Raw genomic sequence first — 20,613 nt, 5'->3', positions numbered from 1 at the left:
CTTCCCTCTCAGCCCAGCAGGACGTCGTCGTCGCCCAGGCGCTTCAGCTCGCGGTAGAGGATGGCGAGGTTGGTGACGACGGCGGCGCCGGTCACGACGGCGTCGAGCAGCCGCAGCGTGTCACTCTCGCCACGCGCCTTCTTGATCTGCTTGTAGACCCCGACGGCGCCGAACGCCGAGGTGGCCATCGAGACGTACAGACCGGACTTGGACTTCTTGAAGCCCTTGGCCTTGGACAGTGCGCTCACAGCGACGGTGCCTCCTCGATCAGCGGGTGGCCCCACTTTTCCACGAAGGCGGCCTCGACGGCGGCGCCGACCTTGTAGAGCCGGTCGTCCTTCATGGCGGGGGCGATGATCTGCAGACCCACCGGCAGGTTGTCCTCCGGCGCGAGGCCGCAGGGCAGCGACATGGCCGCGTTGCCCGCCAGGTTGGTGGGGATGGTGCACAGGTCGGCCAGGTACATCGCCATCGGATCGTCGGCGCGCTCGCCGATCGCGAAGGCGGTGGTCGGGGTCGTCGGGGAGACGATCACGTCGACCTGCTCGAAGGCCCGCTCGAACTCCTGCTTGATGAGGGTGCGGACCTTCTGGGCGCTGCCGTAGTACGCGTCGTAGTAGCCGCTCGACAGGGCGTACGTGCCGAGCATGACGCGGCGCTTGACCTCGGGGCCGAAGCCGGCCTCGCGGGTCAGGGAGGTGACCTCCTCCGCGGAGTGCGTGCCGTCGTCGCCGGTACGGAGGCCGTAGCGCAGGCCGTCGAAGCGGGCGAGGTTGGAGGAGCACTCGGAGGGGGCGATCAGGTAGTACGCGGAGAGCGCGAGGTCGAAGGACGGGCAGTCCAGCTCGACGATCTCGGCGCCCAGCTCCTTCAGCAGCTCGACGGACTCGTCGAAGCGCTGGACGACGCCGGCCTGGTAGCCCTCGCCGCGGAACTGCTTGACGACGCCGACGCGCATGCCCTGCACGCTGCCGTTGCGGGCCGCCTCGACGACCGCGGGGACCGGCGCGTCGATCGACGTGGAGTCCATCGGGTCGTGCCCGGCGATCACCTCGTGCAGCAGGGCCGCGTCCAGGACCGTGCGGGCGCAGGGGCCGCCCTGGTCGAGGGAGGAGGAGAAGGCCACCATGCCGTAGCGCGAGACGCCGCCGTACGTCGGCTTGACGCCGACCGTGCCGGTGACGGCCGCGGGCTGGCGGATGGAGCCGCCGGTGTCGGTGCCGATGGCGAGCGGCGCCTGGAAGGCGGCGAGGGCGGCGGAGGAGCCGCCGCCGGAACCGCCGGGGATCTTGGTGAGGTCCCACGGGTTGCCGGTCGGGCCGTACGCGCTGTTCTCCGTCGAGGACCCCATGGCGAACTCGTCCATGTTGGTCTTGCCGAGGATGACGACGTCGGCGGCCTTGAGGCGCTTGGTGACGGTCGCGTCGTACGGCGGGAGCCAGCCCTCGAGGATCTTCGAGCCGACGGTCGTGGGCACGCCCTCGGTGGTGAAGATGTCCTTGAGCGCGAGCGGCACGCCGGCCAGCGGGCCGAGCTTCTCGCCGCGCTGGCGCTTGGCGTCCACGGCGCGGGCCTGGGCGAGGGCGCCCTCGCGGTCGACGTGCAGGAAGGCGTGCACCTTCTCGTCGACGGCCTCGATGCGGGCCAGGTGGGCCTCGGTGACCTCGACGGCCGTCAGCTCGCCGGCGGCGATCTTCGCGGCGATCTCGGCCGCGGTGAGCTTGATGATGTCGCTCATGGCGGTTACTCCTCCCCCAGGATCTGCGGCACCTTGAAACGCTGCTGCTCCTGGGCCGGGGCGCCGGAGAGCGCCTGCTCGGGCGTGAGCGACGGACGGACCTCGTCCGGCCGCATGACGTTCGTCAGCGGGAGCGGGTGCGAGGTCGGCGGTACGTCTTGGTCGGCGACCTCACTGACGCGGGCGACCGCGCCGATGATGTCGTCCAGCTGTCCCGCGAAGTGCTCGAGCTCTTCGGGCTTCAGCTCCAGACGCGCCAGCCGGGCGAGGTGGGCGACCTCCTCGCGCGTGATGCCAGGCATGCAGCGTTCCTCTGGGGTGAGTGTGTGGTTGGGGCAAATCGGCTTTGGCAAGTCGGTTTGGCCCAATCCTATGGGGCGCCGCCCCGTGCCCGTGAAACGGTTTCCCCCGCCACCCGCTCAGGCACGGCGCGCGCCCCGGGTCCCGCACGGCTGCCGGGGCACACACGCAGGCGGAAGGCCACAGGTGACCGGACCACAGACAGCACGCCCCCGGCACCCCGGCCCTGGCACCAAACCTCAGCCGACCCGGCCCAGGTCACCCCCGCCACCGCTCAGCCACGGGCACGCCCCGGGTCCCGCACGGCTGCCGGGGCACACACGCAGGCGGAAGGCCACGGGTGACCGGGCCGCGGGCAGCGTGCCCTGGGCATCCCGGCCCTGGCGCGGAACGTCAGCCGACCCGGCCCGGGTCACCCCCGCCACCGCTCAGCCACGGGCACGCCCCAGGTCCCGCACGACTGCCGGGGCACACACGAAGACGAAAGGCCACAGGTGACCGGGCCGCAGGCCGCCGTGCCCCGGACCGGGCGTCAAACGTCAGCCGACCCGGCCCGGGTCGTCCCCCGCTGCCGCGGGGAGCGCGGCGGCGGGGCGCTGCCAGCCGCGGGCGCCGCGGGCCAGCAGCCAGGCGGTGGTCTCCTCCGGCGGCATCGCGGCGGCGACCAGCCAGCCCTGTACGGCGTCGCAGCCGAGGTCGCGCAGGCGTTCCCAGGTCTCGTCGTCCTCCACGCCCTCGGCGACGACCAGCAGGCCGAGGGAGTGCGCGAGGTCGACGGTGCAGCGCACAATCTCGGCGTCCTCGGTGTCGACGGCCAGCCGGGCCACGAAGGAACGGTCGATCTTCAGCTCGCTGACCGGCAGGCGGCGCAGGTGGACGAGGGAGGAGTAGCCGGTGCCGAAGTCGTCCAGGGACATCTTGACGCCGTGCCCGGTCAGGGCGTTGAGGGTGTCGGCGGCGCGCTGCGGGTCCTCCAGGAGGACGTGCTCGGTGATCTCCAGTTGGAGCGCTCCCGCCGGGACGCCGTGCCGGGCCAGCCGGGCGGCGACCGAGCCGGCGAAGCCGGGGGTGTGCACGTCGCGCGGGGAGACGTTGACCGCGACCGGCACGAACAGGCCCTGGGAACGCCAGTGGGCGACCTGTTCGAGCGCCGTCTCCAGTACGTACTCGGTGAGATGGGGCATCAGCCCGGACGACTCCGCGATCGCTATGAACTCGTCCGGCGGCACCTTGCCCCGCTCCGGGTGCACCCACCGCACCAGCGCCTCCAGACCGGCCACGTGTCCGTCGAAGCGGACCTTGGGCTGGTAGTGCAACTGCACCTCGTGGGCGTCCAGGGCGCGGCGCAGGTCGCCGAGGAGACCGAGCCGGTCCGGGGTGTTGGAGTCCCGCTTGGACTCGTAGACCTCGACGCCCGTGCGGTCCCGCTTCGCCTGGTACATCGCCACGTCCGCACGGCGCAGCAGCCCCTCGGCGTCCAGCGCGTGGTCGGGGAAGACCGCGACACCGGCGCTGGCCTCCAGGACGAGGGTGAGCCCGTCGAGGTCCATCGGGGAGCTGAGCGCGCCGACCAGCCCCCGGGCGATCCGGGTCGCCGACGTGGTCGAGTCGGCGACGGGCAGTAAGACGGCGAACTCGTCGCCGCCGAGCCGCGCGGCCTCCGCCCCGCGCGGCAGGGCCTGCCGCAGCCGGTCGGCGGTCTGCAGCAGCAACCGGTCGCCGGCGAGGTGTCCGAGGGTGTCGTTGACCGAACGGAAGCGGTCGAGGTCGATCAGCATCAGGGCGGCGCGGGCGCCGATGCGCTCGGCGTCGTCCAGCGCGGTCCAGGTGCGCTCCAGCAGCCACTGCCGGTTGGGCAGGCCGGTGAGCGGGTCGCGCAGCTGCTCCTCGGCGCGGGCGCGGGCGATCCACAGCGTGTAGTCGAGGGCGATCAGCGGAATGGCGAACAGCGGCAGCAGCAGCGGCTTGGCGACGGCCACCACGCAGACCAGCGGGGCGATGCCGAGCAGTGCCACGGCGACCAGGCCCTGTCTGACGAGGGCGGTGCGGGCCACGGTGGGCAGACCGGCCCGCGGCGCCTGGAGGTACCACAGCAGGGCTCGGGTGACGGCGAGGTAGGCGACGGCGACGAGCACCACCTTGGGCGCCGCGTACACCCCCCAGGTGTGCGGGTCCCAGGGTTCCTCCACGGACGGCACGGAGCCGCAGACACCGAGCAGCGTCGCCCCCGCGGCGATGCCGAGGATGTCCACCGCGCCGTGCAGGACGCCGTGCCGCCAGCGGCCCCGCCGGGCTATGCCGACCAGGACGACGACGGTGAGGCTGACCATGCCGGCCGGAACCCAGCCGTACAGCAGCAGGACGGCCAGGGTGAGGGCGGCGCCGGAACCGGTGCCGCCCCACCAGCGGGAGCGGCCGAGCATGACCAGGTGGCCGACGACGATGCCGGTCAGCACGGCCAGCGCCCAGCCGGCGGTGCCGGACGGGAAGAGCGCGTGGCCGCCGGTGAACGCCCGGTAGAAGCCGGCGCCCAGCACGAAGGCGGCGGCCGCGACGACCGCCGAGGGCAACGCGGGCCAGGACAGGTGCCGTTCACCGTCCGGGCCGGGGCCGTCGACCGCCCTTTCCGAGCCGTGGCCGTCGGACGACCACGCCCGGCCGTGGCCGGTCGGCGGCGGAACCGAGCCGTGGCCCGTCGCCGAGGGGGCCGGACCCCGGCCGGTCGCCGACGGGGCGAAGCCGTGGCCGGGCGGCGACGCTGAGGCACGGGCGTCCGCGGCCGGACGCGGTGCGCCACCGCCCCGCTGCCCGAACCACCGGCTCACGGGCCACGCGCCCACCATGCGGCGCAGGCGCAGCCGTGAGCCTTCGGCGGCGCTCTCGGTCGGTTCCATTCCCGTCCCTCTCACAGCCGGCGGTGCCCACGCCACGCGGCCCCCGCCTCGACCACCCTCAACGGCTCCGCGTTGGAAGACCCTTCCCCTTGCCCCTCCGGAGCAGGGGAATGCCCCGGCCGCAGCTGGGCACGGCAGGCGCACACCTCAACAGTAGGCCGCGGAAGGCTTCCAGGGGCACCGGTCGTCGACGGTTGCCCGAATGCGACCCGGCCTCCCGTATGCATCTGGTATGCGCCGATCGGGTGGCCTTCAACCGCTATTCCTCGGCCGAAAGCGCGACTTCGGCCGCCGCCTCGGGTCCCTGCTCCAGCAGGACGGTGAAACCGTCCTCGTTCAGAACCGGCACCTTCACTTGCATGGCCTTGTCGTATTTGGACCCTGGATTGTCACCGACCACGACGAACGAGGTCTTCTTGGAGACCGATCCGGTCACCTTGGCGCCCCTGCTCTGCAGGGCGTCCTTCGCTCCGTCCCGGGTGAAGTTCTCCAGGGTGCCGGTGACGACGACGGTGAGTCCCTCCAGCGGGCGCGGGCCCTCGTCCTCGCCGGTCGACTGCTCCTCCAGCGGAACTCCGGCCGCCTTCCACTTACGGACGATCTCGCGGTGCCAGTCCTCGGCGAACCACTCCTTGACCGCGGCGGCGATGGTGCCGCCCACTCCGTCCGCGAGCGCCAGCTCCTCCTCGGTGGCCTGCTCGATCCGGTCGATGGAGCGGAACTCCCGGGCCAGCGCCTGGGCGGCGACCGGACCCACGTACCGGATGGACAGGCCGTTGATGAAGCGGGCCAGCGGGCGGGTCTTGGCCTCCTCGATGTACTTGAGCAGGGCGAGCGTGTTCTTCTTCGGCTCGCCCTCCTTGTTGGCGAAGACCGTGGCGATCTTCTCCTCGCCCGTCTTGGGGTCGCGCCTGGGCAGTCCGCTGTCCGGGTCGAGGACGTACGCCTTGATGGGCAGCAGTTTCTCGACGGTGAGGTCGAAGAGGTCGCCCTCGTCCACCAGCGGCGGGTCGGCCGGCTCCAGGGGCCCGGTCAGCGCGGCCGCCACGACACCGCCGAAGTGCTCGATGTCCAGGCACTCACGGCCGGCGAGGTAGGCGACGCGCTCGCGCAACTGGGCCGGGCAGGTGCGGGCGTTGGGGCAGCGGAGGTCGATGTCGCCCTCCTTCATGGCCCGCAGCGGCGTCCCGCACTCGGGGCACTCGGCCGGCATCACGAACTCCCGCTCGCCGCCGTCCCGCAGGTCGGCGACCGGGCCGAGGATCTCCGGGATGACGTCACCGGCCTTGCGCAGCACCACGGTGTCGCCGATGAGGACGCCCTTGGCCTTGACGACCTCCTGGTTGTGCAGCGTGGCGAACTCCACCTCGCTGCCGGCCACGGTGACCGGCTCGACCTGCGCGTACGGAGTGACGCGGCCGGTGCGGCCGACACCGACCTTGATGTCGACGAGCTTGGTGTTGACCTCCTCCGGCGCGTACTTGTAAGCGATGGCCCAGCGGGGCGCGCGGGCCGTGGAGCCGAGGCGTCCCTGAAGGCGGATCTCGTCGAGCTTGACGACGACACCGTCGATCTCGTGGGCCACCGAGTGCCGGTTCTCGCCGTAGTGGGCGATGAACTCGCGTACGCCGTCGAGGCCGTCGACCACCCTGTTGTGCGGGGAGGTGGGCAGGCCCCAGGTCTTGAGCAGGTCGTAGGCCTGGGAGAGGCGGGTCATGCCCTTGTACCCCTCCAGGACGCCGATGCCGTGGACCACCATGTGCAGCGGGCGAGTGGCGGTGACGCGCGGGTCCTTCTGGCGCAGCGAACCGGCCGCCGCGTTGCGCGGGTTGGCGAAGGGCTTGTCCCCCGCCTCGTTCAACCGGGCGTTGAGCTCCTGGAACTTCTCCATCGGGAAGTAGACCTCACCGCGGATCTCCACGAGGTCGGGGACCTCGTCGCCCTTCAGGCGGTCCGGGATCTCGGTGATGGTGCGGACGTTGGGGGTGATGTCCTCGCCGGTGCGGCCGTCGCCGCGGGTGGCGGCGCGGACGAGGCGGCCGCGTTCGTAGGTGAGGTTGACGGCGAGTCCGTCGACCTTCAGCTCGCACAGGAAGTGGTACTCCTGCTCGCCCAGCTCCTTGGCGATGCGCTCGGTCCAGGCGGCCATCTCCTCGTCGTTGAAGGTGTTGTCGAGGGAGAGCATGCGGGAGCGGTGCTCGACGGCCGTGAACTCCGTCTCGTAGGACCCGGCGACCTTCTGGGTCGGGGAGTCCGGGGTGCGCAGCTCCGGGTACTGCTCCTCCAGCTCCTCCAGGGATCGCAGCAGCCGGTCGAAGTCCGCGTCGCTGACGACGGGGGCGTCGTTCACGTAGTACCGGAAGCGGTGCTCCTCGATCTGCTCAGCGAGCTGCACGTGCTTCTCGCGTGCCTCGGCGGGCACGTTCGTCGTCTCCGCTTGCTTGTCGCCGGCCACCGTGTGGTCCTCCCGTTACTCTGGGTTGTCCGCGAGGGATCTCGTCGCCCGGACGCAGTGGGCGAGGGCCCGGCGGGCGTACTCGGGGGACGCGCCCGCGAGTCCGCACGACGGCGTGACGGTGACTGCCTCCGCGAGAAGCCCCGGATGCAGCCCCAGCCTGCGCCACAGCGTTCTGACACCCATGACGCTACCGGCAGGGTCTGACAATGCGGTGTCCGTGCCCGGGACGACACCGGCGAACAGGTGGGTGCCGCCCTCGACCGCCTCGCCGATCGCCTCGTCGTCACGCTCGGTGAGGAGCGAGAAGTCGAAGGAGACGCCGGCGACGCCCGCCCGGCGCAGCAGGGCGAAGGGCACTTCGGGGGCGCAGGAGTGGACGACGACCGGGCCGTCGGCGTGGACGGCGACGAGGTCGCGGAGGGCGGACTCGACGACCTGCCGGTCGGCGGCGCGGTGGGTGCGGTAGCCGCTGGCGGTGCGCACCCGGCCGCGCAGCACGGCGGTGAGGGACGGCTCGTCGAGCTGGAGGACGACGCGGGCGCCGGGCACCCGGCGCCGCACCTCGGCCAGGTGCAGGCGCAGGCCCTCGGCGAGCGAGGCGGCGAGGTCGCGGCAGGCGCCGGCGTCGGAGAGGACGGCCTCTCCGTTGCGCAGCTCCAGGGCGGCGGCGAGGGTCCAGGGGCCGACGGCCTGGACCTTGAGCGGGCCCTCGTAGCCCTGGGTGAACTCCTCCAGGGCGTCGAGGTCCTCCCCGAGCCAGGAGCGGGCCCGTTTGGTGTCCCGGCCGGGATGGTCGCCGAGGCGCCAGCCGCTGGGTTCCACCCGCGCGTACAGCTCGACGAGCAGGCCGGCGGTGCGGCCGATCATGTCGGCGCCGGGGCCGCGGGCGGGCAGTTCCGGGAGGAAGGGGAAGTCCTCGAAGGTGCCGGTGCTGGTTTTCGCGGCCTCGCGGGCGTCCTGGCCAGGCAGGGAGCCGATGCCGGTGGCGGGGCCGAAGCGGGGGTTGTCGTTCACGGGGGAAGCGTACGCAGGTCTCCGACGGCGGGGCGGGGGTGGTCGCGCCGGTGGCGCGGGCGGGGTTTCGCCCCCGCCGCCCCTTCCCGTCTCGTCCCCTGGGCTGCGCCCCCGGACCCCCGCTTCGGCCCTGAACGGGCCTCGTCCTCAAACGCCGGACGGGCTGAAAGACCGGTACTTACCGTCCCGGGCGCACCGTCAGGTCGTTGACCTCCGCGTCCCTCGGGAGGTCCAGCGCCATCAGGATCGTCGTGGCCACCGACTCGGGGTCGATCCACTGCGCGGGGTCGTACTCCTTGCCCTCCTGCCGGTGAACCTTGGCCTGCATGGGGCTGGCGGTGCGGCCGGGGTAGACGGAGGTGACGCGGACGCCGTGGGCGTGCTCCTCGTGGCGGAGGGAGTCGGCGAGGGCCTTCAGGCCGTGCTTGGAGGCGGCGTACGCGGACCAGCCGGCGTGGGCGTTGAGGCCCGAGCCGGAGTTGACGAACAGCACGTGGCCCTGGGCGACGCGGAGCTGGGGCAGGAAGAGGCGGGTCAGCTCGGCGGGGGCGACCAGGTTGACGTTGAGCTGGCCCCGCCAGGTCTTCGGGGTGAGGTCGCCGACCGGGCCGAGGTCGACGACGCCGGCGATGTGCAGCAGGGAGTCCACGCGGTCGGGCAGCGTCTGGTGGGAGAACGCCCAGGAGAGCTTGTCCGGGTCCGCCAGGTCGCCGACCAGCGTCCTCGCGCCGGGGAGCGCGGCCGCCAGTTCCTTCGCGCGGCCCGCGTCGCGCGCGTGGAGCACGATCTCGTCGCCGCGTTCGTGCAGGCGGCGGGCGACGGCCGCGCCGATGCCGGAGCCCGCTCCGGTGATCACATGTGTAGCCATGCCCGCCATGCTCGCATCACCGGCGGCTCACTCGATGCCCTGGCTCTCCTCCAGGTAGGCGAGCGCGCCGACCGGCTCCTCGGCGAAGAAGACCAGCTCGGTGAGGGGGCGGGGCAGGAAGCCCTCGTCCTCCATGCGGCGGAACTGCTCCTTGAGTCCGTCGTAGAAGCCCGCCGTGTTGAGCAGGACGACGGGCTTGTCGGTGTGCCCGTGCTTCTTCAGCTCCAGGATCTCGGTGGCCTCGTCCAGCGTGCCGGTGCCGCCCACCATGATCACCACGGCGTCGGCCTTCTCCAGCAGCAGCCGCTTGCGTTCGGCGAGGTCCGGCGCGATCACCATCTCGTCGGCGCCCTCGCGCGCCTTGGCCGCCAGGAAGTCGACCGAGACCCCGAGCAGGCGTCCCCCGGCCTCCTGGACCCCGTCGGCGACGACCTTCATCAGACCGACGTCGGAGCCGCCCCAGACGAGGGTGTGACCGCCCTTGCCGAGCAGTTCGGCGAACTCCCGCGCGGGGCGTGTGTAGCGCTCGTCGAGGTCGGCGGCGGAGAGGAAGACGCAGATGTTCATGGCGTCCACCGTACGGCCCGGTCCGGAGGGGAAGAACCGGGCCCACGGGGACGCTGTAGTGACGGAGACCACTGCCACCAGGAGGACGACCGTGACCGAGGGACTCAAGGGACTCAAGGGACACCGCATCACCGTCGAGCCGAGCGAGCGGCACGTGCGCGTGGTGCACGGCGGGCAGGTGCTGGCGGAGAGCGACGCGGCGCTGGTGCTGCACGAGACGGGCTGTCCGGACCGGTACTACATCCCGGCCGGCGACGTGCGGACCGACCTGCTGTCGCCGTCCGCCACGACCACCCACTGCCCCTTCAAGGGGGACGCCTCCTACTGGTCGCTGCCGGACGCGGCGGACCTGGTCTGGGCGTACCCGGACCCGAAGCCGGAGGTGGCGGAGATCGAGGGGCACCTCTGTTTCTACGACGTCGAGGTGTCCTGAACGATGAATGGCCCACCGTGCGGCAGTCTGCACAGGCATGGAGAAGACGACTGTTTCACGTGACGGCACCCTGATCGCCTACGAGCGCTCGGGACGGGGACCGGCGGTCGTGCTCGTCAGCGGCGCCATGTCGACGGGCGCCACGATGGCGCCGCTGGCCGCCGGGCTGGCGGGGCGCCTCGACGTCACCGTGTACGACCGCCGGGGGCGCGGCGCGAGCGGCGACACCGCGCCCTACGCGGTGGAGCGCGAGATCGAGGACCTGGCGGCGCTGATCGAGGCGGTGGGCGGCGAGGCGTCGTTGTACGGCATGTCGTCGGGCGGCGCGCTGGCGCTCCGGGCGGCGGCGAGCGGGCTGCCCGTGCGCCGGGTCGCGGTGTACGAGGTGCCGTACGCCATGGACGACGCCGCCGCGCGGGCCGCGGCCGAGTACACCGAGCGGCTGACCGAGGCGCTGGGGCAGGGGCGGCGCGGGGACGCGGTGGAGCTGTTCCTGCGCCACACCGGGTTGGGTGAGGAGATGATCCGGGGTGCCCGGCAGTCTCCCATGTGGGCGGGGATGGAGTCGGTGGCGCCGAGTCTGGCGTACGACGACGCCGCGATGGGCGACAGCCGGGTACCGCGTGACGCGATCGCCTCGATCGGCGCACCCGTGCTGGCCCTCGCGGGCGGCGCGAGCGACGCGTGGTGGCACGACGCGGCACGCGCGGTCGCCGAGGCGGCTGCGGACGGCACGTACGGCACCGTCGAGGGGCAGACCCACATGGTGGAGCCGGGAATGCTCGCGCCGGTGCTGACGGAGTTCTTCGGCCGGTGACCGGGGCGGAGGTCAGGGTCCGCGCGGTGCCGCCTTCCCTCAGGCCGCGCCCGCCCGCGCGCGCGTGGTGGACGCGATCGTCGCCGACCCCACCACGCGTGTGCCGTCGTACAGCACGATCGCCTGGCCGGGGGCGACGCCGCGCACCGGCTCGGTGAACGTCACCTCCAGGGCGCCGTCGACCGGTTCCGCGCGCACCTCGGTCTCGCCGCCGTGGGCGCGGAGCTGGGCGGTGTAGGTGCCGGGACCGGTGGGGGCGGCGCCGCACCAGCGGGGCTTGACCGCGCGCAGGGCGTCCACGTCCAGGGCCTCGGCCGGCCCGACCGTCACGGTGTTGTTCACCGGGGAGATGTCCAGGACGTAGCGCGGCTTGCCGTCGGGGGCCGGGGTGCCGATCCTGAGGCCCTTGCGCTGGCCGATGGTGTACCCGTAGGCGCCCTCGTGGGTGCCGAGCCGGTTGCCCGCCTCGTCGACGATGTCGCCCTCCGCCTTGCCGAGGCGCCCGGCCAGGAAGCCCTGGGTGTCGCCGTCGGCGATGAAGCAGATGTCGTGCGAGTCGGGCTTCTTGGCGACGGCCAGGCCCCTGCGCTCGGCCTCCGCGCGGATTTCGTCCTTGGTGGTGACCGTGTCGCCGAGGGGGAACATCGCGTGGGCGAGCTGGCGGTCGTCGAGCACGCCGAGGACGTAGCTCTGGTCCTTGGCCATGTCGGACGCGCGGTGCAGCTCGCGGGTGCCGTCCTCGCGGAGGATCACCTGGGCGTAGTGGCCGGTGCAGACGGCGTCGAAGCCGAGCGCCAGCGCCTTGTCGAGCAGCGCGGCGAACTTGATCTTCTCGTTGCAGCGCAGGCACGGGTTCGGGGTGCGGCCCGCCTCGTACTCGGCGACGAAGTCCTCGACCACGTCCTCCCGGAAGCGGTCGGCGAGGTCCCACACGTAGAACGGGATGCCGATGACGTCCGCGGCGCGGCGGGCGTCCCGCGAGTCCTCGATGGTGCAACAGCCCCGCGCGCCGGTGCGGAAGGACTGCGGGTTCGCGGAGAGGGCGAGGTGGACGCCGGTCACGTCGTGCCCCGCCTCGGCGGCGCGGGCGGCGGCGACGGCGGAGTCGACGCCGCCCGACATGGCGGCGAGGACGCGGAGGGGACGGGTGCGCTGCGGGGTGTCAGTCATAACCCTTCCAGGGTACGGGGAGGCGGGAACCGGAGCGCGCGAGTACGCGTTCACGGTCACATGGGGGCGAAGCACGAATCCACAGGCGCATCCGGCGGCGGGTCCAAGGACGGGGACCGGCGCATCGGCCGGCGGGCGCTGCTCGTCGGCGGCACCGCGGCGGCCGTGGGCACCGCCGTGCTGGCGCGCGACGAGCTGTCCCGCCTGTGGTGGCGCGTTCCGGGCGTGGAGCGGCCCCGCGAGGAGGGTGCGGTCGACTACACCGCGGCCCGCTGGGTGGCGGCCTCGGACGAGAACTGGCGGCGCGCCGACCGGCCCGACGACTTCGGCATCGACATGGTGATCGTCCATGTCACGCAGGGCAGCTTCGCGAGCGCGGTGAAGGCGTTCCAGAACCCGGCGCACAAGGCGGCCACGCACTACATCGTGGGGCAGGACGGCCGGGTCACCCAGATGATCCGCGAGCTGGACGTCGCCTACCACGCGGGCAACCGCGACTACAACGAGCGCAGTGTCGGCATCGAGCACGAGGGTTTCGTGGACCGCCCGCAGGACTTCACCGACGCGATGTACGCCGCATCGGCGCGGCTGACGGCGGGGATCTGCGCGCGGTACGACATACCGCTGGACCGTGAGCACATCATCGGTCACGTGGAGGTGCCGGGCACCGACCACACCGATCCGGGGCCGCACTGGGACTGGGACCGGTACCTGGAGCTGGTGCGGCGGGCGGCGACGAGTGCCCCCTCCCCCGGCACCTCGCAGAGCGCCTGACACCGGCTCCGGCTAACTCAGCCCTGCCGCCCGTGCCCGCTCCACCGCCGGGCCGATCGCCTTGGCGAGCGCCTCCACGTCCGCCTCGGTGGAGGTGTGGCCGAGGGAGAAGCGCAGGGTCCCGCGGGCCAGGTCGGGGTCGGTGCCGGCGGCGAGCAGGACGTGGCTGGGCTGGGCGACGCCCGCGGTGCAGGCGGAGCCGGTGGAACATTCGATGCCCTGGGCGTCGAGCAGGAGGAGGAGGGAGTCGCCCTCGCAGCCCGGGAAGGTGAAGTGGGCGTTGGCGGGCAGGCGGCCCTCCGGTGCCGGGTCGCCGCCGAGGATCGCGTCCGGGACGGCCGCGCGGACCGCGGCGACCAGAGCGTCGCGCAGGGCGCCGACCTCGCGGGCGAACCACTCGCGCTGCCCGGCGGCGAGGCGCCCGGCGACCGCGAAGGAGGCTACGGCGGGGACGTCGAGGGTGCCGGAGCGGACGTGGCGTTCCTGGCCGCCGCCGTGCAGGACCGGTACGGGGCTGTACTCGCGGCCCAGCAGCAGCGCGCCGATGCCGTACGGACCGCCGATCTTGTGGCCGGAAACCGTCATCGCGGCGAGCCCGGAGGCGGCGAAGTCGACCGGGAGCTGACCGAACGCCTGGACCGCGTCGGCGTGCAGCGGCACGTCGAACTCGGCCGCCGCATCGGCGAGTTCACGGACCGGCATGATCGTGCCGATCTCGTTGTTGGCCCACATGACGGTGGCGAGGGCGACGTCGCCGGGGTTTCGGGCGATGGCCTCGCGCAGCGCCTCGGGGTGGACGCGGCCGTGGGGGTCGACGGGCAGGTACTCGACCGTCGCGCCCTCGTGCTCGCCGAGCCAGTGGACGGCGTCGAGGACGGCGTGGTGCTCTACGGGGCTGGCCAGGACCCGGGTGCGGGCCGGGTCGGCGTCGCGGCGGGCCCAGTACAGGCCCTTGACCGCGAGGTTGTCGGCCTCGGTGCCGCCGGAGGTGAGGACCACCTCGCTGGGCCGGGCACCGAGGGCCTCGGCGAGCGTCTCGCGGGCCTCCTCGACGGTGCGCCGTGCGCGGCGGCCGGACGCGTGGAGGGAGGAGGCGTTGCCGGTGGCGCTCAGGTGCGCGGTGAGTGCCTCGACTGCCTCGGGAAGCATCGGGGTCGTCGCGGCGTGGTCGAGGTAAGCCATGGTGGGGCCGATTCTACGGGGCGGCTCCGCCGGGCCTCAGACCCAGGCTGGCCTCGTCGGGACCCCTTTCGGTCACAGGCTCCAGGACATGGTGTTGTCCGCCGACATGAACGCCGCGAGGACGACCAGGTCGGCGACGCCCAGTCCGAGGCCGAGGAGCGCCCGGCCGCGCCGCGCGGTGCCGCGCCGCAGGGCGATGCTCGCCAGGGCGACGGCGATCGGGCCTAGGAAGACGTTGAGGACGAGCAGGCCGAGCAGGCCGAGGACGAAGGAGGCGACGGCCATGCCGTCGGTGTCGCGGATGCCGGTCGCGCGGGCGGCCGGTGCGGTGAGCTGCATGGTGTTCTCCTTGCCGTGCGTCGGTGGACCGTGCGTCGGTGGTCCTTGCGTCAGCGGGCGGAGGTGTTCCGCCGCCGGCCGTGCCGTTCACGGATCGCGAAGATGCCGAGCCAGACGGCGATGACGAGGCCCGCGGTGACGGAGAAGGCCGGCGGCGCGTGGGCGACCGTGCCCAGGACCACGCCGAGGAGCAGGAGTGCGGCGACGAGAAACAGCATGGAGCGGATCTCCCAACCTTCGGTGAACGATTGTAGTTACACTTGTTCACTGACTCGCCAGTCTAGCGCGCCTCGCGGCTTTTCAATTACAGAGAACAGTTGTTAACTGCATGGCATGAGTCACATCTCCGGCGTTCGCCAGGCCCAGAAGCAGAAGACCCGGCAGGCACTGCTGGACGCGGCGCTCGTACTGCTGGAGGACCAGAGCCTGAGCAGCCTGGGCCTGCGGGAGGTGACCCGCGCGGTGGGCATCGCGCCGACCGCGTTCTACCGCCACTTCCGCTCCACGGCCGACCTGGGCGTGGCGCTGGTCGAGGAGGCGCTGGGGAGTCTGCACCCGATGATCCGGGCCACGGTGTCACCGGACGGGGGCAGCGAGGAACGCATCGCGCGGGCGGTGGAGTTGATCGCCGGGCATGTGGCCGCCCACCCGGCGCACGTGCGTTTCGTCGCGCGCGAGCGGCACGGCGGGGTGCGGCCGGTGCGGGAGGCGATACGGGAGCAACTGGCCCGGTTCGCCGGGGAGGTGAAGGACGAGCTGGCCAAGGACTCGGTGTCGGCGGGCTGGAGCGAGGCCGACCTGTTGATGCTCGCGGGCCTCTACGTCGACCAGATGCTGGCCACGGCCTCGCTGTTCCTGGAGGCGCTGGAGACCCCGGAGGGCGAGCGCCGGCGCGCGGCGGACCACGCGACGCGCCAGATGCGGCTGATCAGCGTCGGCCGCCGGCACTGGCTGGAGTGACCCCCGGCACCGGCGGCGTACGACGGCCTCGACCGCGCGAGGCGGACCGGGTCAGCCGAGGCGGACCCGGGCGAGCTGGCGGGACTGGGCGACCAGGCGGTCGGCGCTGTCCCAGACCTCTGCGTCCTCCTCCAGGAAGCCGCCGGCGAGGTTGCGGGTGGCGATGGAGACGCGCAGCGGGCCCGGGGCCGGACGGCACCGCACGTGCACGGTCAGCTCGACCGTCGGCACCCAGCCCTTCAGCCCCAGCTCGAAGGCGGTGGGCGGCAGCGCGTCCACCGCGAGGAGCAGCGAGAGGGGATCGGCGTCACGGCCGTCGGCGAGCCCGAACCAGGCGCGCATCTCACCGCGGCCGGAGGGCTGCCCGAGCGCCCAGCCCAGCGTGGCGGGGTCCAGCTTGAGCATCAGGCGGTCGGCGATGGCGGAACTGCCGTCGACGGGGGCGGGGCCGTCCTCCGGGCCGAAGCACTGGTCCGTCGGCGGGAGCGCGGGCGGCTTCGCCGAGGTGCGGACGTCGTCGGGCAGCGCGTCGAGGTCGCCGTAGGAGGCGAGGACGCGGATGCGCTCGACCTCGTTGCCCTCGTCGTCGTACTGGAAGAGGGAGGCCTGGCCGGTGGAGAGGGTGCGCCCGGTCCGGACCGTCTCGGTGCGCACGACCGCCGGGCCCGGCTGGGAGGCGGTGAGGTAGTGCGCCGAGACCGTGAAGGGGTCGGGGTGCGGGAGGGCGTCCCCGAGGGCGCGGCCCAGGACGGCCAGCAGATAGCCGCCGTTGACGGCGTTGATGATCGTCCAGCCGGCGGAGAGGTCGATGTCGTACACGCCGGGGGCGCGCCGGGAAACGGCGGTGTCCCGGTCGAACTCGCTGTCGCCGATGGTGGCCCGCGTGGCCGCTGCGGAGGCTGCTTCTGGCATGGCTGTACGGTACAACACGAAATTACTAAGCGGTAGCTTTTAGGAGTGGCCGGGAGTGCGGCCCGGGGTGCGGCCCGGGGTGCGGCCCACCTTCCGTCGCGAGCGTTCCCGCAGGTACGCCTCCAGTTCGGCGGCTCCCGTGAGCATCGCCCGTCCGCGTGCGGAGACCCGGTCGTACCAGTCCCGCAGGGCGGCCTCCAGCGGTTCCGGACCGCCGGCTCCTCGCACCTGGGCGATCACGGGGGCGATCTGCTCCAGCAGGTAGCCGCCCCGCCGCAGCTGGTGGACCAGCCGGGCGTCCCGGACGTCGGTCTCGCCGTACACGCGGTACCCGGTCAGCGGGTCGCGGCGCGGGTGGACCAGACCGGCGCGCTCCCACTTCCGCAGTGTCGCGGGCCGGACGCCGAGCTCCCGGGCCAGCGGCCCGACGAACACGCCGCCCCGGCCGGGCGCTTCCGGGGCGGGCGCGGACGTCAGGTCGCGCAGCGCGCGCTCCACCGCCCACAGGGTCCGCCGGTCGGTGAGGAGCTGGGCGTGGCTCTCGTCGATGAGCCGGAACGCCTCCCCCTCCGCGTCCCGGTTCACGGCCCGCATGACCGACGCCGCTCTCTGGTGGCCGTGCCCCGGCACCAGGGCGAGGAAGGCGCCGAGGGCGCGCGCGTGCAGCGGGGTGTAGGTGCGGTATCCGCTGTCCGTGCGACCGGCGGCCGGGAGGATGCCGGACTCCTCGTAGTTCCGGACGGCCTGCGTGGACAGACCGTGACCGCGCGCCAGATCCACCGGGCGCAGCTGTTCACCACTTTTAAGGTTACGGACCACCGAGTCGACGTTACCGCTGAGAAGTCTCCACCGAAAGTTCAACGATAGCGTTGAACGCATGGCTGACGACATCAAGGACACCGCCCGTGCCGTCGAGGCCGCCGCCCTCATGGAGCTGCTGCCGGCCCGGCCCCGGATGCTCGCGCTGGGCGAGCCGACCCATGGCGAGGAGCTGCTGCTCGACGTGCGCAACGAGCTGTTCCGGCGACTGGTCGAGGAGGAGGGCTACCGGACGATCGCGCTCGAGAGCGACTGCCTGGCCGGGCTGGTCGTCGACGACCACGTCACCTCGGGCACCGGCACGCTCGACGAGGCCATGGAGCGCGGGTTCAGCCACGGGTGGGGCGCGTCCGCCGCCAACCGCGAACTGGTGCGCTGGATGCGGGCGTACAACGAGGGACGGCCCGCCTCCGAACGCGTCCGCTTCGCCGGTTTCGACGGCCCGCTGGAGATCACCCACGCCGAGAGCCCGAGGCCGGCCCTCACCGCCCTGCACGCCTGCCTCGCGGACCGGGTGGACGCCGGTCTGCTCCCCTGCACCCGGGAGACGCTGGACCGCCTGCTGGGCGCGGACGGACAGTGGACGGAACCCGCCGCGATGACGGACCCGGCCCGGTCGGTGGGGCGGTCGGCCGAGGCCCGGGAACTGCGGCTGCTCGCCGACGACCTGGTGTCGCTGCTCGACGAGCAGGCGCCCCGGCTGCTCGCGGCGGACTCGCCAGAGGGCCGGGAGAGCCTGGAGCGGGCGCTCCTGTACGGACGTACCGCCACCGGCCTGCTGCGCTACCACTCCTGGATGGCCGACCCCTCACCGGTCCGCATGAACCGGCTGCTGGGCCTGCGGGACCGGATGATGGCGGAGAACCTGCTCGCGCTCGCCGACCGGGGCCCGGTGCTCGTGTACGCCCAGAACGCCCACCTCCAGCGGGAGAAGAGCAGCATGCGGATGTGGCAGGGGCCGGTGGAGTGGTGGGGTGCCGGTGCGCTGGTGAGCGCGCGGCTCGGCGGGGAGTACGCCTTCGTCGCCACGGCTCTCGGCACCATCCGGCACCGGGGCGTGGACATCCCGCCGCCGGACACCCTCGAAGGGCGCCTGTACGCCCTCCCGCGGGACCGCTGCCTCGTCGACGCCGCCCGGCTGGCCGCCGCCCTCGGTGACCCGGCGCCCGCTCCCCGCGAGTCCCCCTGGTTCGGCTACGCGCCGCTCGCCCCGGACCACCTGCCCTCGATCGACGGCGTGCTCTTCGTCAAGGACCTGCCGCGCGAGGACGTCCCGCACCGCCCGTGACTCACTCCCCCTCCGCCACGGCCGACCGCCGGTTCCAGGCGCGCGGTGCCCGCCAGTGGAAGCGCAGGGCGAGCAGGCGCAGGACGAAGGCGGTGACCACCGCGAGCCCGGTGGTGAACGGGGTGAGGGCCTCGTAGCGGATGCAGAGGGCGACCATGGTGGCGCCGACGATCGCGGGGACGGCGTACAGGTCGCGGTCCCAGCGCAGCAGCGAGGGCACCTCGTTGGCGAGGACGTCCCGCAGCACGCCGCCGCCCACGGCGGTGGCCAGGCCCAGACAGGCGGAGGCGGTCAGGCCCAGCCCGTAGTCGTAGGCCTTGGTGGTGCCGGCGACGCAGAACAGGCCGAGGCCCGCCGCGTCGAAGACGTTCACGCCGGTCTGGAGGCGCTCCACGTGCGGGTGGAGGAAGAAGACCAGCGCGGTGGCGAACAGCGGGGTGACGAAGTACCCCAGGTCCGTGAAGGCGGCGGGCGGTACGGCGCCGATGACCAGGTCCCGGAAGAGTCCCCCGCCCAGCGCGGTGACCTCGGCGAGGACGGCGATGCCGAACACGTCGAAGTTCTTGCGTACGGCCAGCAGCGCGCCGGAGATGGCGAAGACGAAGATGCCGACCAGGTCAAGCGTGTGCTGGACGGTGGGGGTGAAGAGTTGCTCGTACACCCTGCCATTCTCACCTGCCGCCGAGCCCCCGCCTTGCAAACGAAGGCGGGGGCTCGGCGGCGCGGCAGGGGCTCCGCAGGGTCACTTCTCCTTGGCGGGAGACTCCTCGTCGGTGTCCTCATCGGGGTCCTGGGCGCTCTCGGCGGCCTCGGCACCCTTCGCGTCCGGTTCCGGAGCCTCGTCCCCGGACTCGGCCTCCGGGGTCTCGGGGACCTCCGGGGTCTCGGTGGTCTCCGAGGTGTCCACGTCCACGGCCACCGCCGCCGAGGTCCGGGCCGACTCCGCGAGCGCGTCCTCGGTGACCAGCTCCGCCGCCTCCTTGGCGTCGGAGAGCAGGACGACGTCCTGCGGGGCCTGGTCCTCGAAGTTCTCCGGGTGGTGGCAGGCGACCTGCTGACCGGGCCGCAGTTCCTTCAGCGGCGGCTCGGTCGTCCGGCAGACCTCCGTCGCCTTCCAGCACCGGGTGTGGAAGCGGCAGCCGCTCGGCGGGGAGATCGGCGAGGGCACGTCGCCCTTGAGCAGGATGCGCTCGCTCTTGGCGCCGCGCCGCGCCGGGTCCGGGATCGGGACCGCCGACATCAGCGCCTTGGTGTACGGGTGCATCGGCGACTTGTAGAGCAGGTCGCGGTCGGCCAGCTCCATGATCTTGCCGAGGTACATCACCGCGATCCGGTCCGAGACGTGCCGGACCACGGACAGGTCGTGCGCGATGATCACGTACGTCAGGCCCAGCTCCTGCTGGAGGTCGTCGAGGAGGTTCACGACCTGGGCCTGGATCGACACGTCGAGCGCGGAGACCGGCTCGTCGGCCACGACCAGCTTGGGGTTGAGCGCGAGCGCGCGGGCGATGCCGATGCGCTGGCGCTGACCGCCGGAGAACTCGTGCGGGTAGCGGTTGTAGTGCTCGGGGTTGAGACCGACCACCGACAGCAGCCGCTGGACCTCCTTCTTGACCCCGCCCTCGGGCTGGACGCCCTGGAGCTTGAAGGGGGCGCTGACGATCGTGCCGATGGTGTGGCGCGGGTTCAGCGACGAGTACGGGTCCTGGAAGATCATCTGCACGTCGCGGCGCAGCGGGCGCATGCCGCCGACCCCGAGGTGGGTGATGTCCTTGCCCTCGAACTCGACCTTGCCGGCCGTCGGCTCCAGCAGCCGGGTGATCAGCCGGCCCATGGTCGACTTGCCGCAGCCCGACTCGCCCACGACGCCGAGGGTCTCACCGGAGCGGACCTCGAAGTCGATGCCGTCGACGGCGCGCACCGCGCCGACCTGGCGCTGCAGCAGGCCCTTCTTGATCGGGAAGTGCTTCTGCAGCCCGGTCACCTTCAGCAGCGTCTCGCCACGGGCGGCGCCCTTGGTGAGGGTGGCAGTGCCTGCCGAGCCGTCGCTCTGTGCGGGGATGGTCACCGCTTCGTCCTC

The 20,613-nt window shown here is 72.8% G+C and carries 21 protein-coding genes; 5 read left to right on the top strand and 16 right to left on the bottom strand.

The window, feature by feature from the left end:
* Positions 1 to 8: 8 nt before the first annotated feature.
* The 8 genes from M6G08_RS15545 to M6G08_RS15510 form a co-directional block, all read right to left on the bottom strand.
* On the bottom strand, positions 9 to 248 hold the full coding sequence (locus M6G08_RS15545) for a hypothetical protein (protein WP_030188427.1): 240 nt from the start codon (positions 246 to 248) through the stop codon (positions 9 to 11).
* Positions 245 to 1,738 (bottom strand): Asp-tRNA(Asn)/Glu-tRNA(Gln) amidotransferase subunit GatA, encoded by a 1,494-nt coding sequence (gene gatA, locus M6G08_RS15540; protein ID WP_272587768.1) that lies wholly within the window; start codon positions 1,736 to 1,738, stop codon positions 245 to 247. The genes M6G08_RS15545 and gatA overlap by 4 nt, the downstream gene beginning before the upstream one ends.
* Before the next feature lie 5 nt (positions 1,739 to 1,743).
* On the bottom strand, positions 1,744 to 2,040 hold the full coding sequence (gene gatC / locus M6G08_RS15535; RefSeq protein WP_003973500.1) for an Asp-tRNA(Asn)/Glu-tRNA(Gln) amidotransferase subunit GatC: 297 nt from the start codon (positions 2,038 to 2,040) through the stop codon (positions 1,744 to 1,746).
* Between the two features lie 537 nt (positions 2,041 to 2,577).
* Positions 2,578 to 4,932 (bottom strand): putative bifunctional diguanylate cyclase/phosphodiesterase, encoded by a 2,355-nt coding sequence (locus M6G08_RS15530; protein WP_272587767.1) that lies wholly within the window; start codon positions 4,930 to 4,932, stop codon positions 2,578 to 2,580.
* Between the two features lie 259 nt (positions 4,933 to 5,191).
* The gene (gene ligA / locus M6G08_RS15525) at positions 5,192 to 7,387 is read right to left on the bottom strand and encodes an NAD-dependent DNA ligase LigA (RefSeq protein WP_272587766.1); all 2,196 of its coding nucleotides are present in this window, start codon (positions 7,385 to 7,387) and stop codon (positions 5,192 to 5,194) included.
* Positions 7,388 to 7,402: 15 nt separating this feature from the next.
* Positions 7,403 to 8,404 carry a methionine synthase gene (locus tag M6G08_RS15520; protein ID WP_272587765.1) on the bottom strand — a complete coding sequence of 334 codons (1,002 nt, stop codon included), beginning with the start codon at positions 8,402 to 8,404 and terminating at the stop codon, positions 7,403 to 7,405.
* 178 nt (positions 8,405 to 8,582) lie between these two features.
* Positions 8,583 to 9,272, bottom strand: coding sequence for an SDR family oxidoreductase (locus M6G08_RS15515; protein WP_272587764.1), 690 nt, complete (start codon positions 9,270 to 9,272; stop codon positions 8,583 to 8,585).
* 27 nt (positions 9,273 to 9,299) lie between these two features.
* Positions 9,300 to 9,839 (bottom strand): LOG family protein, encoded by a 540-nt coding sequence (locus M6G08_RS15510; RefSeq protein ID WP_272587763.1) that lies wholly within the window; start codon positions 9,837 to 9,839, stop codon positions 9,300 to 9,302.
* Positions 9,840 to 9,930: 91 nt separating this feature from the next.
* On the opposite strand from M6G08_RS15510, the gene M6G08_RS15505 reads away from it, so the two are divergent.
* Together M6G08_RS15505 and M6G08_RS15500 are read left to right on the top strand one after the other, a co-directional pair.
* Complete coding sequence (locus M6G08_RS15505; protein ID WP_272587761.1) at positions 9,931 to 10,272, top strand: DUF427 domain-containing protein; 342 nt, start codon at positions 9,931 to 9,933, stop codon at positions 10,270 to 10,272.
* 37 nt (positions 10,273 to 10,309) lie between these two features.
* Entirely contained in the window at positions 10,310 to 11,089 is a 780-nt protein-coding gene (locus M6G08_RS15500; RefSeq protein WP_272587760.1) for an alpha/beta fold hydrolase, read from the top strand.
* A 39-nt stretch (positions 11,090 to 11,128) separates the two neighbouring features.
* Here the strand turns inward: M6G08_RS15500 and mnmA are convergent, their stop codons facing one another.
* Positions 11,129 to 12,259 carry a tRNA 2-thiouridine(34) synthase MnmA gene (gene mnmA, locus M6G08_RS15495; RefSeq protein ID WP_272587759.1) on the bottom strand — a complete coding sequence of 377 codons (1,131 nt, stop codon included), beginning with the start codon at positions 12,257 to 12,259 and terminating at the stop codon, positions 11,129 to 11,131.
* Between the two features lie 60 nt (positions 12,260 to 12,319).
* On the opposite strand from mnmA, the gene M6G08_RS15490 reads away from it, so the two are divergent.
* Positions 12,320 to 13,033: an N-acetylmuramoyl-L-alanine amidase gene (locus tag M6G08_RS15490; RefSeq protein WP_272587758.1), complete on the top strand. Its 714-nt coding sequence runs from the start codon at positions 12,320 to 12,322 to the stop codon at positions 13,031 to 13,033.
* Positions 13,034 to 13,045: 12 nt separating this feature from the next.
* Here M6G08_RS15490 and M6G08_RS15485 read toward each other — a convergent pair whose 3' ends face one another.
* From M6G08_RS15485 to M6G08_RS15475, 3 genes are all read right to left on the bottom strand, one after another.
* Complete coding sequence (locus tag M6G08_RS15485) at positions 13,046 to 14,215, bottom strand: cysteine desulfurase family protein (RefSeq protein ID WP_272587757.1); 1,170 nt, start codon at positions 14,213 to 14,215, stop codon at positions 13,046 to 13,048.
* Positions 14,216 to 14,287: 72 nt separating this feature from the next.
* On the bottom strand, positions 14,288 to 14,554 hold the full coding sequence (locus tag M6G08_RS15480) for a DUF4190 domain-containing protein (protein WP_272587756.1): 267 nt from the start codon (positions 14,552 to 14,554) through the stop codon (positions 14,288 to 14,290).
* A gap of 50 nt (positions 14,555 to 14,604) precedes the next feature.
* The gene (locus tag M6G08_RS15475) at positions 14,605 to 14,772 is read right to left on the bottom strand and encodes a hypothetical protein (RefSeq protein WP_272587755.1); all 168 of its coding nucleotides are present in this window, start codon (positions 14,770 to 14,772) and stop codon (positions 14,605 to 14,607) included.
* A 115-nt stretch (positions 14,773 to 14,887) separates the two neighbouring features.
* Here M6G08_RS15475 and M6G08_RS15470 point away from each other — a divergent pair, with 115 nt between their 5' ends.
* Positions 14,888 to 15,514 (top strand): TetR family transcriptional regulator, encoded by a 627-nt coding sequence (locus M6G08_RS15470; RefSeq protein WP_272587754.1) that lies wholly within the window; start codon positions 14,888 to 14,890, stop codon positions 15,512 to 15,514.
* Between the two features lie 51 nt (positions 15,515 to 15,565).
* Here M6G08_RS15470 and M6G08_RS15465 read toward each other — a convergent pair whose 3' ends face one another.
* Positions 15,566 to 16,426 carry a thioesterase family protein gene (locus M6G08_RS15465; RefSeq protein ID WP_272587753.1) on the bottom strand — a complete coding sequence of 287 codons (861 nt, stop codon included), beginning with the start codon at positions 16,424 to 16,426 and terminating at the stop codon, positions 15,566 to 15,568.
* A 39-nt stretch (positions 16,427 to 16,465) separates the two neighbouring features.
* Positions 16,466 to 17,245 carry a TioE family transcriptional regulator gene (locus tag M6G08_RS15460; RefSeq protein ID WP_272587752.1) on the bottom strand — a complete coding sequence of 260 codons (780 nt, stop codon included), beginning with the start codon at positions 17,243 to 17,245 and terminating at the stop codon, positions 16,466 to 16,468.
* Positions 17,246 to 17,303: 58 nt separating this feature from the next.
* Between M6G08_RS15460 and M6G08_RS15455 the strand changes: the two genes are divergently transcribed.
* On the top strand, positions 17,304 to 18,533 hold the full coding sequence (locus tag M6G08_RS15455) for an erythromycin esterase family protein (RefSeq protein ID WP_272587751.1): 1,230 nt from the start codon (positions 17,304 to 17,306) through the stop codon (positions 18,531 to 18,533).
* Position 18,534: 1 nt separating this feature from the next.
* Here the strand turns inward: M6G08_RS15455 and M6G08_RS15450 are convergent, their stop codons facing one another.
* Positions 18,535 to 19,194 carry a trimeric intracellular cation channel family protein gene (locus M6G08_RS15450; protein WP_272587750.1) on the bottom strand — a complete coding sequence of 220 codons (660 nt, stop codon included), beginning with the start codon at positions 19,192 to 19,194 and terminating at the stop codon, positions 18,535 to 18,537.
* 81 nt (positions 19,195 to 19,275) lie between these two features.
* Positions 19,276 to 20,601, bottom strand: a complete 1,326-nt coding sequence (locus tag M6G08_RS15445) for a dipeptide ABC transporter ATP-binding protein (protein ID WP_272587749.1) — start codon at positions 20,599 to 20,601, stop codon at positions 19,276 to 19,278.
* Between the last annotated feature and the right edge of the window lie 12 nt (positions 20,602 to 20,613).

It is taken from the genome of Streptomyces sp. M92 (assembly GCF_028473745.1).
Classification (GTDB): Bacteria; Actinomycetota; Actinomycetes; order Streptomycetales; family Streptomycetaceae; genus Streptomyces.
The sequence above is the reverse complement of the archived record's forward strand: the minus strand, read 5'-3'. Positions and strand labels throughout refer to the sequence as shown.

Coding starts and splice junctions, on each gene's coding strand:
- gatA (WP_272587768.1), bottom strand. CDS start 1,738: ATGAGCGACATCATCAAGCTCACCGCGGCCGAGATCGCCGCGAAGATC.
- gatC (WP_003973500.1), bottom strand. CDS start 2,040: ATGCCTGGCATCACGCGCGAGGAGGTCGCCCACCTCGCCCGGCTGGCG.
- M6G08_RS15530 (WP_272587767.1), bottom strand. CDS start 4,932: ATGGAACCGACCGAGAGCGCCGCCGAAGGCTCACGGCTGCGCCTGCGC.
- M6G08_RS15515 (WP_272587764.1), bottom strand. CDS start 9,272: ATGGCTACACATGTGATCACCGGAGCGGGCTCCGGCATCGGCGCGGCC.
- M6G08_RS15510 (WP_272587763.1), bottom strand. CDS start 9,839: ATGAACATCTGCGTCTTCCTCTCCGCCGCCGACCTCGACGAGCGCTAC.
- M6G08_RS15500 (WP_272587760.1), top strand. CDS start 10,310: ATGGAGAAGACGACTGTTTCACGTGACGGCACCCTGATCGCCTACGAG.
- mnmA (WP_272587759.1), bottom strand. CDS start 12,259: ATGACTGACACCCCGCAGCGCACCCGTCCCCTCCGCGTCCTCGCCGCC.
- M6G08_RS15490 (WP_272587758.1), top strand. CDS start 12,320: ATGGGGGCGAAGCACGAATCCACAGGCGCATCCGGCGGCGGGTCCAAG.
- M6G08_RS15485 (WP_272587757.1), bottom strand. CDS start 14,215: ATGGCTTACCTCGACCACGCCGCGACGACCCCGATGCTTCCCGAGGCA.
- M6G08_RS15480 (WP_272587756.1), bottom strand. CDS start 14,554: ATGCAGCTCACCGCACCGGCCGCCCGCGCGACCGGCATCCGCGACACC.
- M6G08_RS15475 (WP_272587755.1), bottom strand. CDS start 14,772: ATGCTGTTTCTCGTCGCCGCACTCCTGCTCCTCGGCGTGGTCCTGGGC.
- M6G08_RS15470 (WP_272587754.1), top strand. CDS start 14,888: ATGAGTCACATCTCCGGCGTTCGCCAGGCCCAGAAGCAGAAGACCCGG.
- M6G08_RS15465 (WP_272587753.1), bottom strand. CDS start 16,426: ATGCCAGAAGCAGCCTCCGCAGCGGCCACGCGGGCCACCATCGGCGAC.
- M6G08_RS15455 (WP_272587751.1), top strand. CDS start 17,304: ATGGCTGACGACATCAAGGACACCGCCCGTGCCGTCGAGGCCGCCGCC.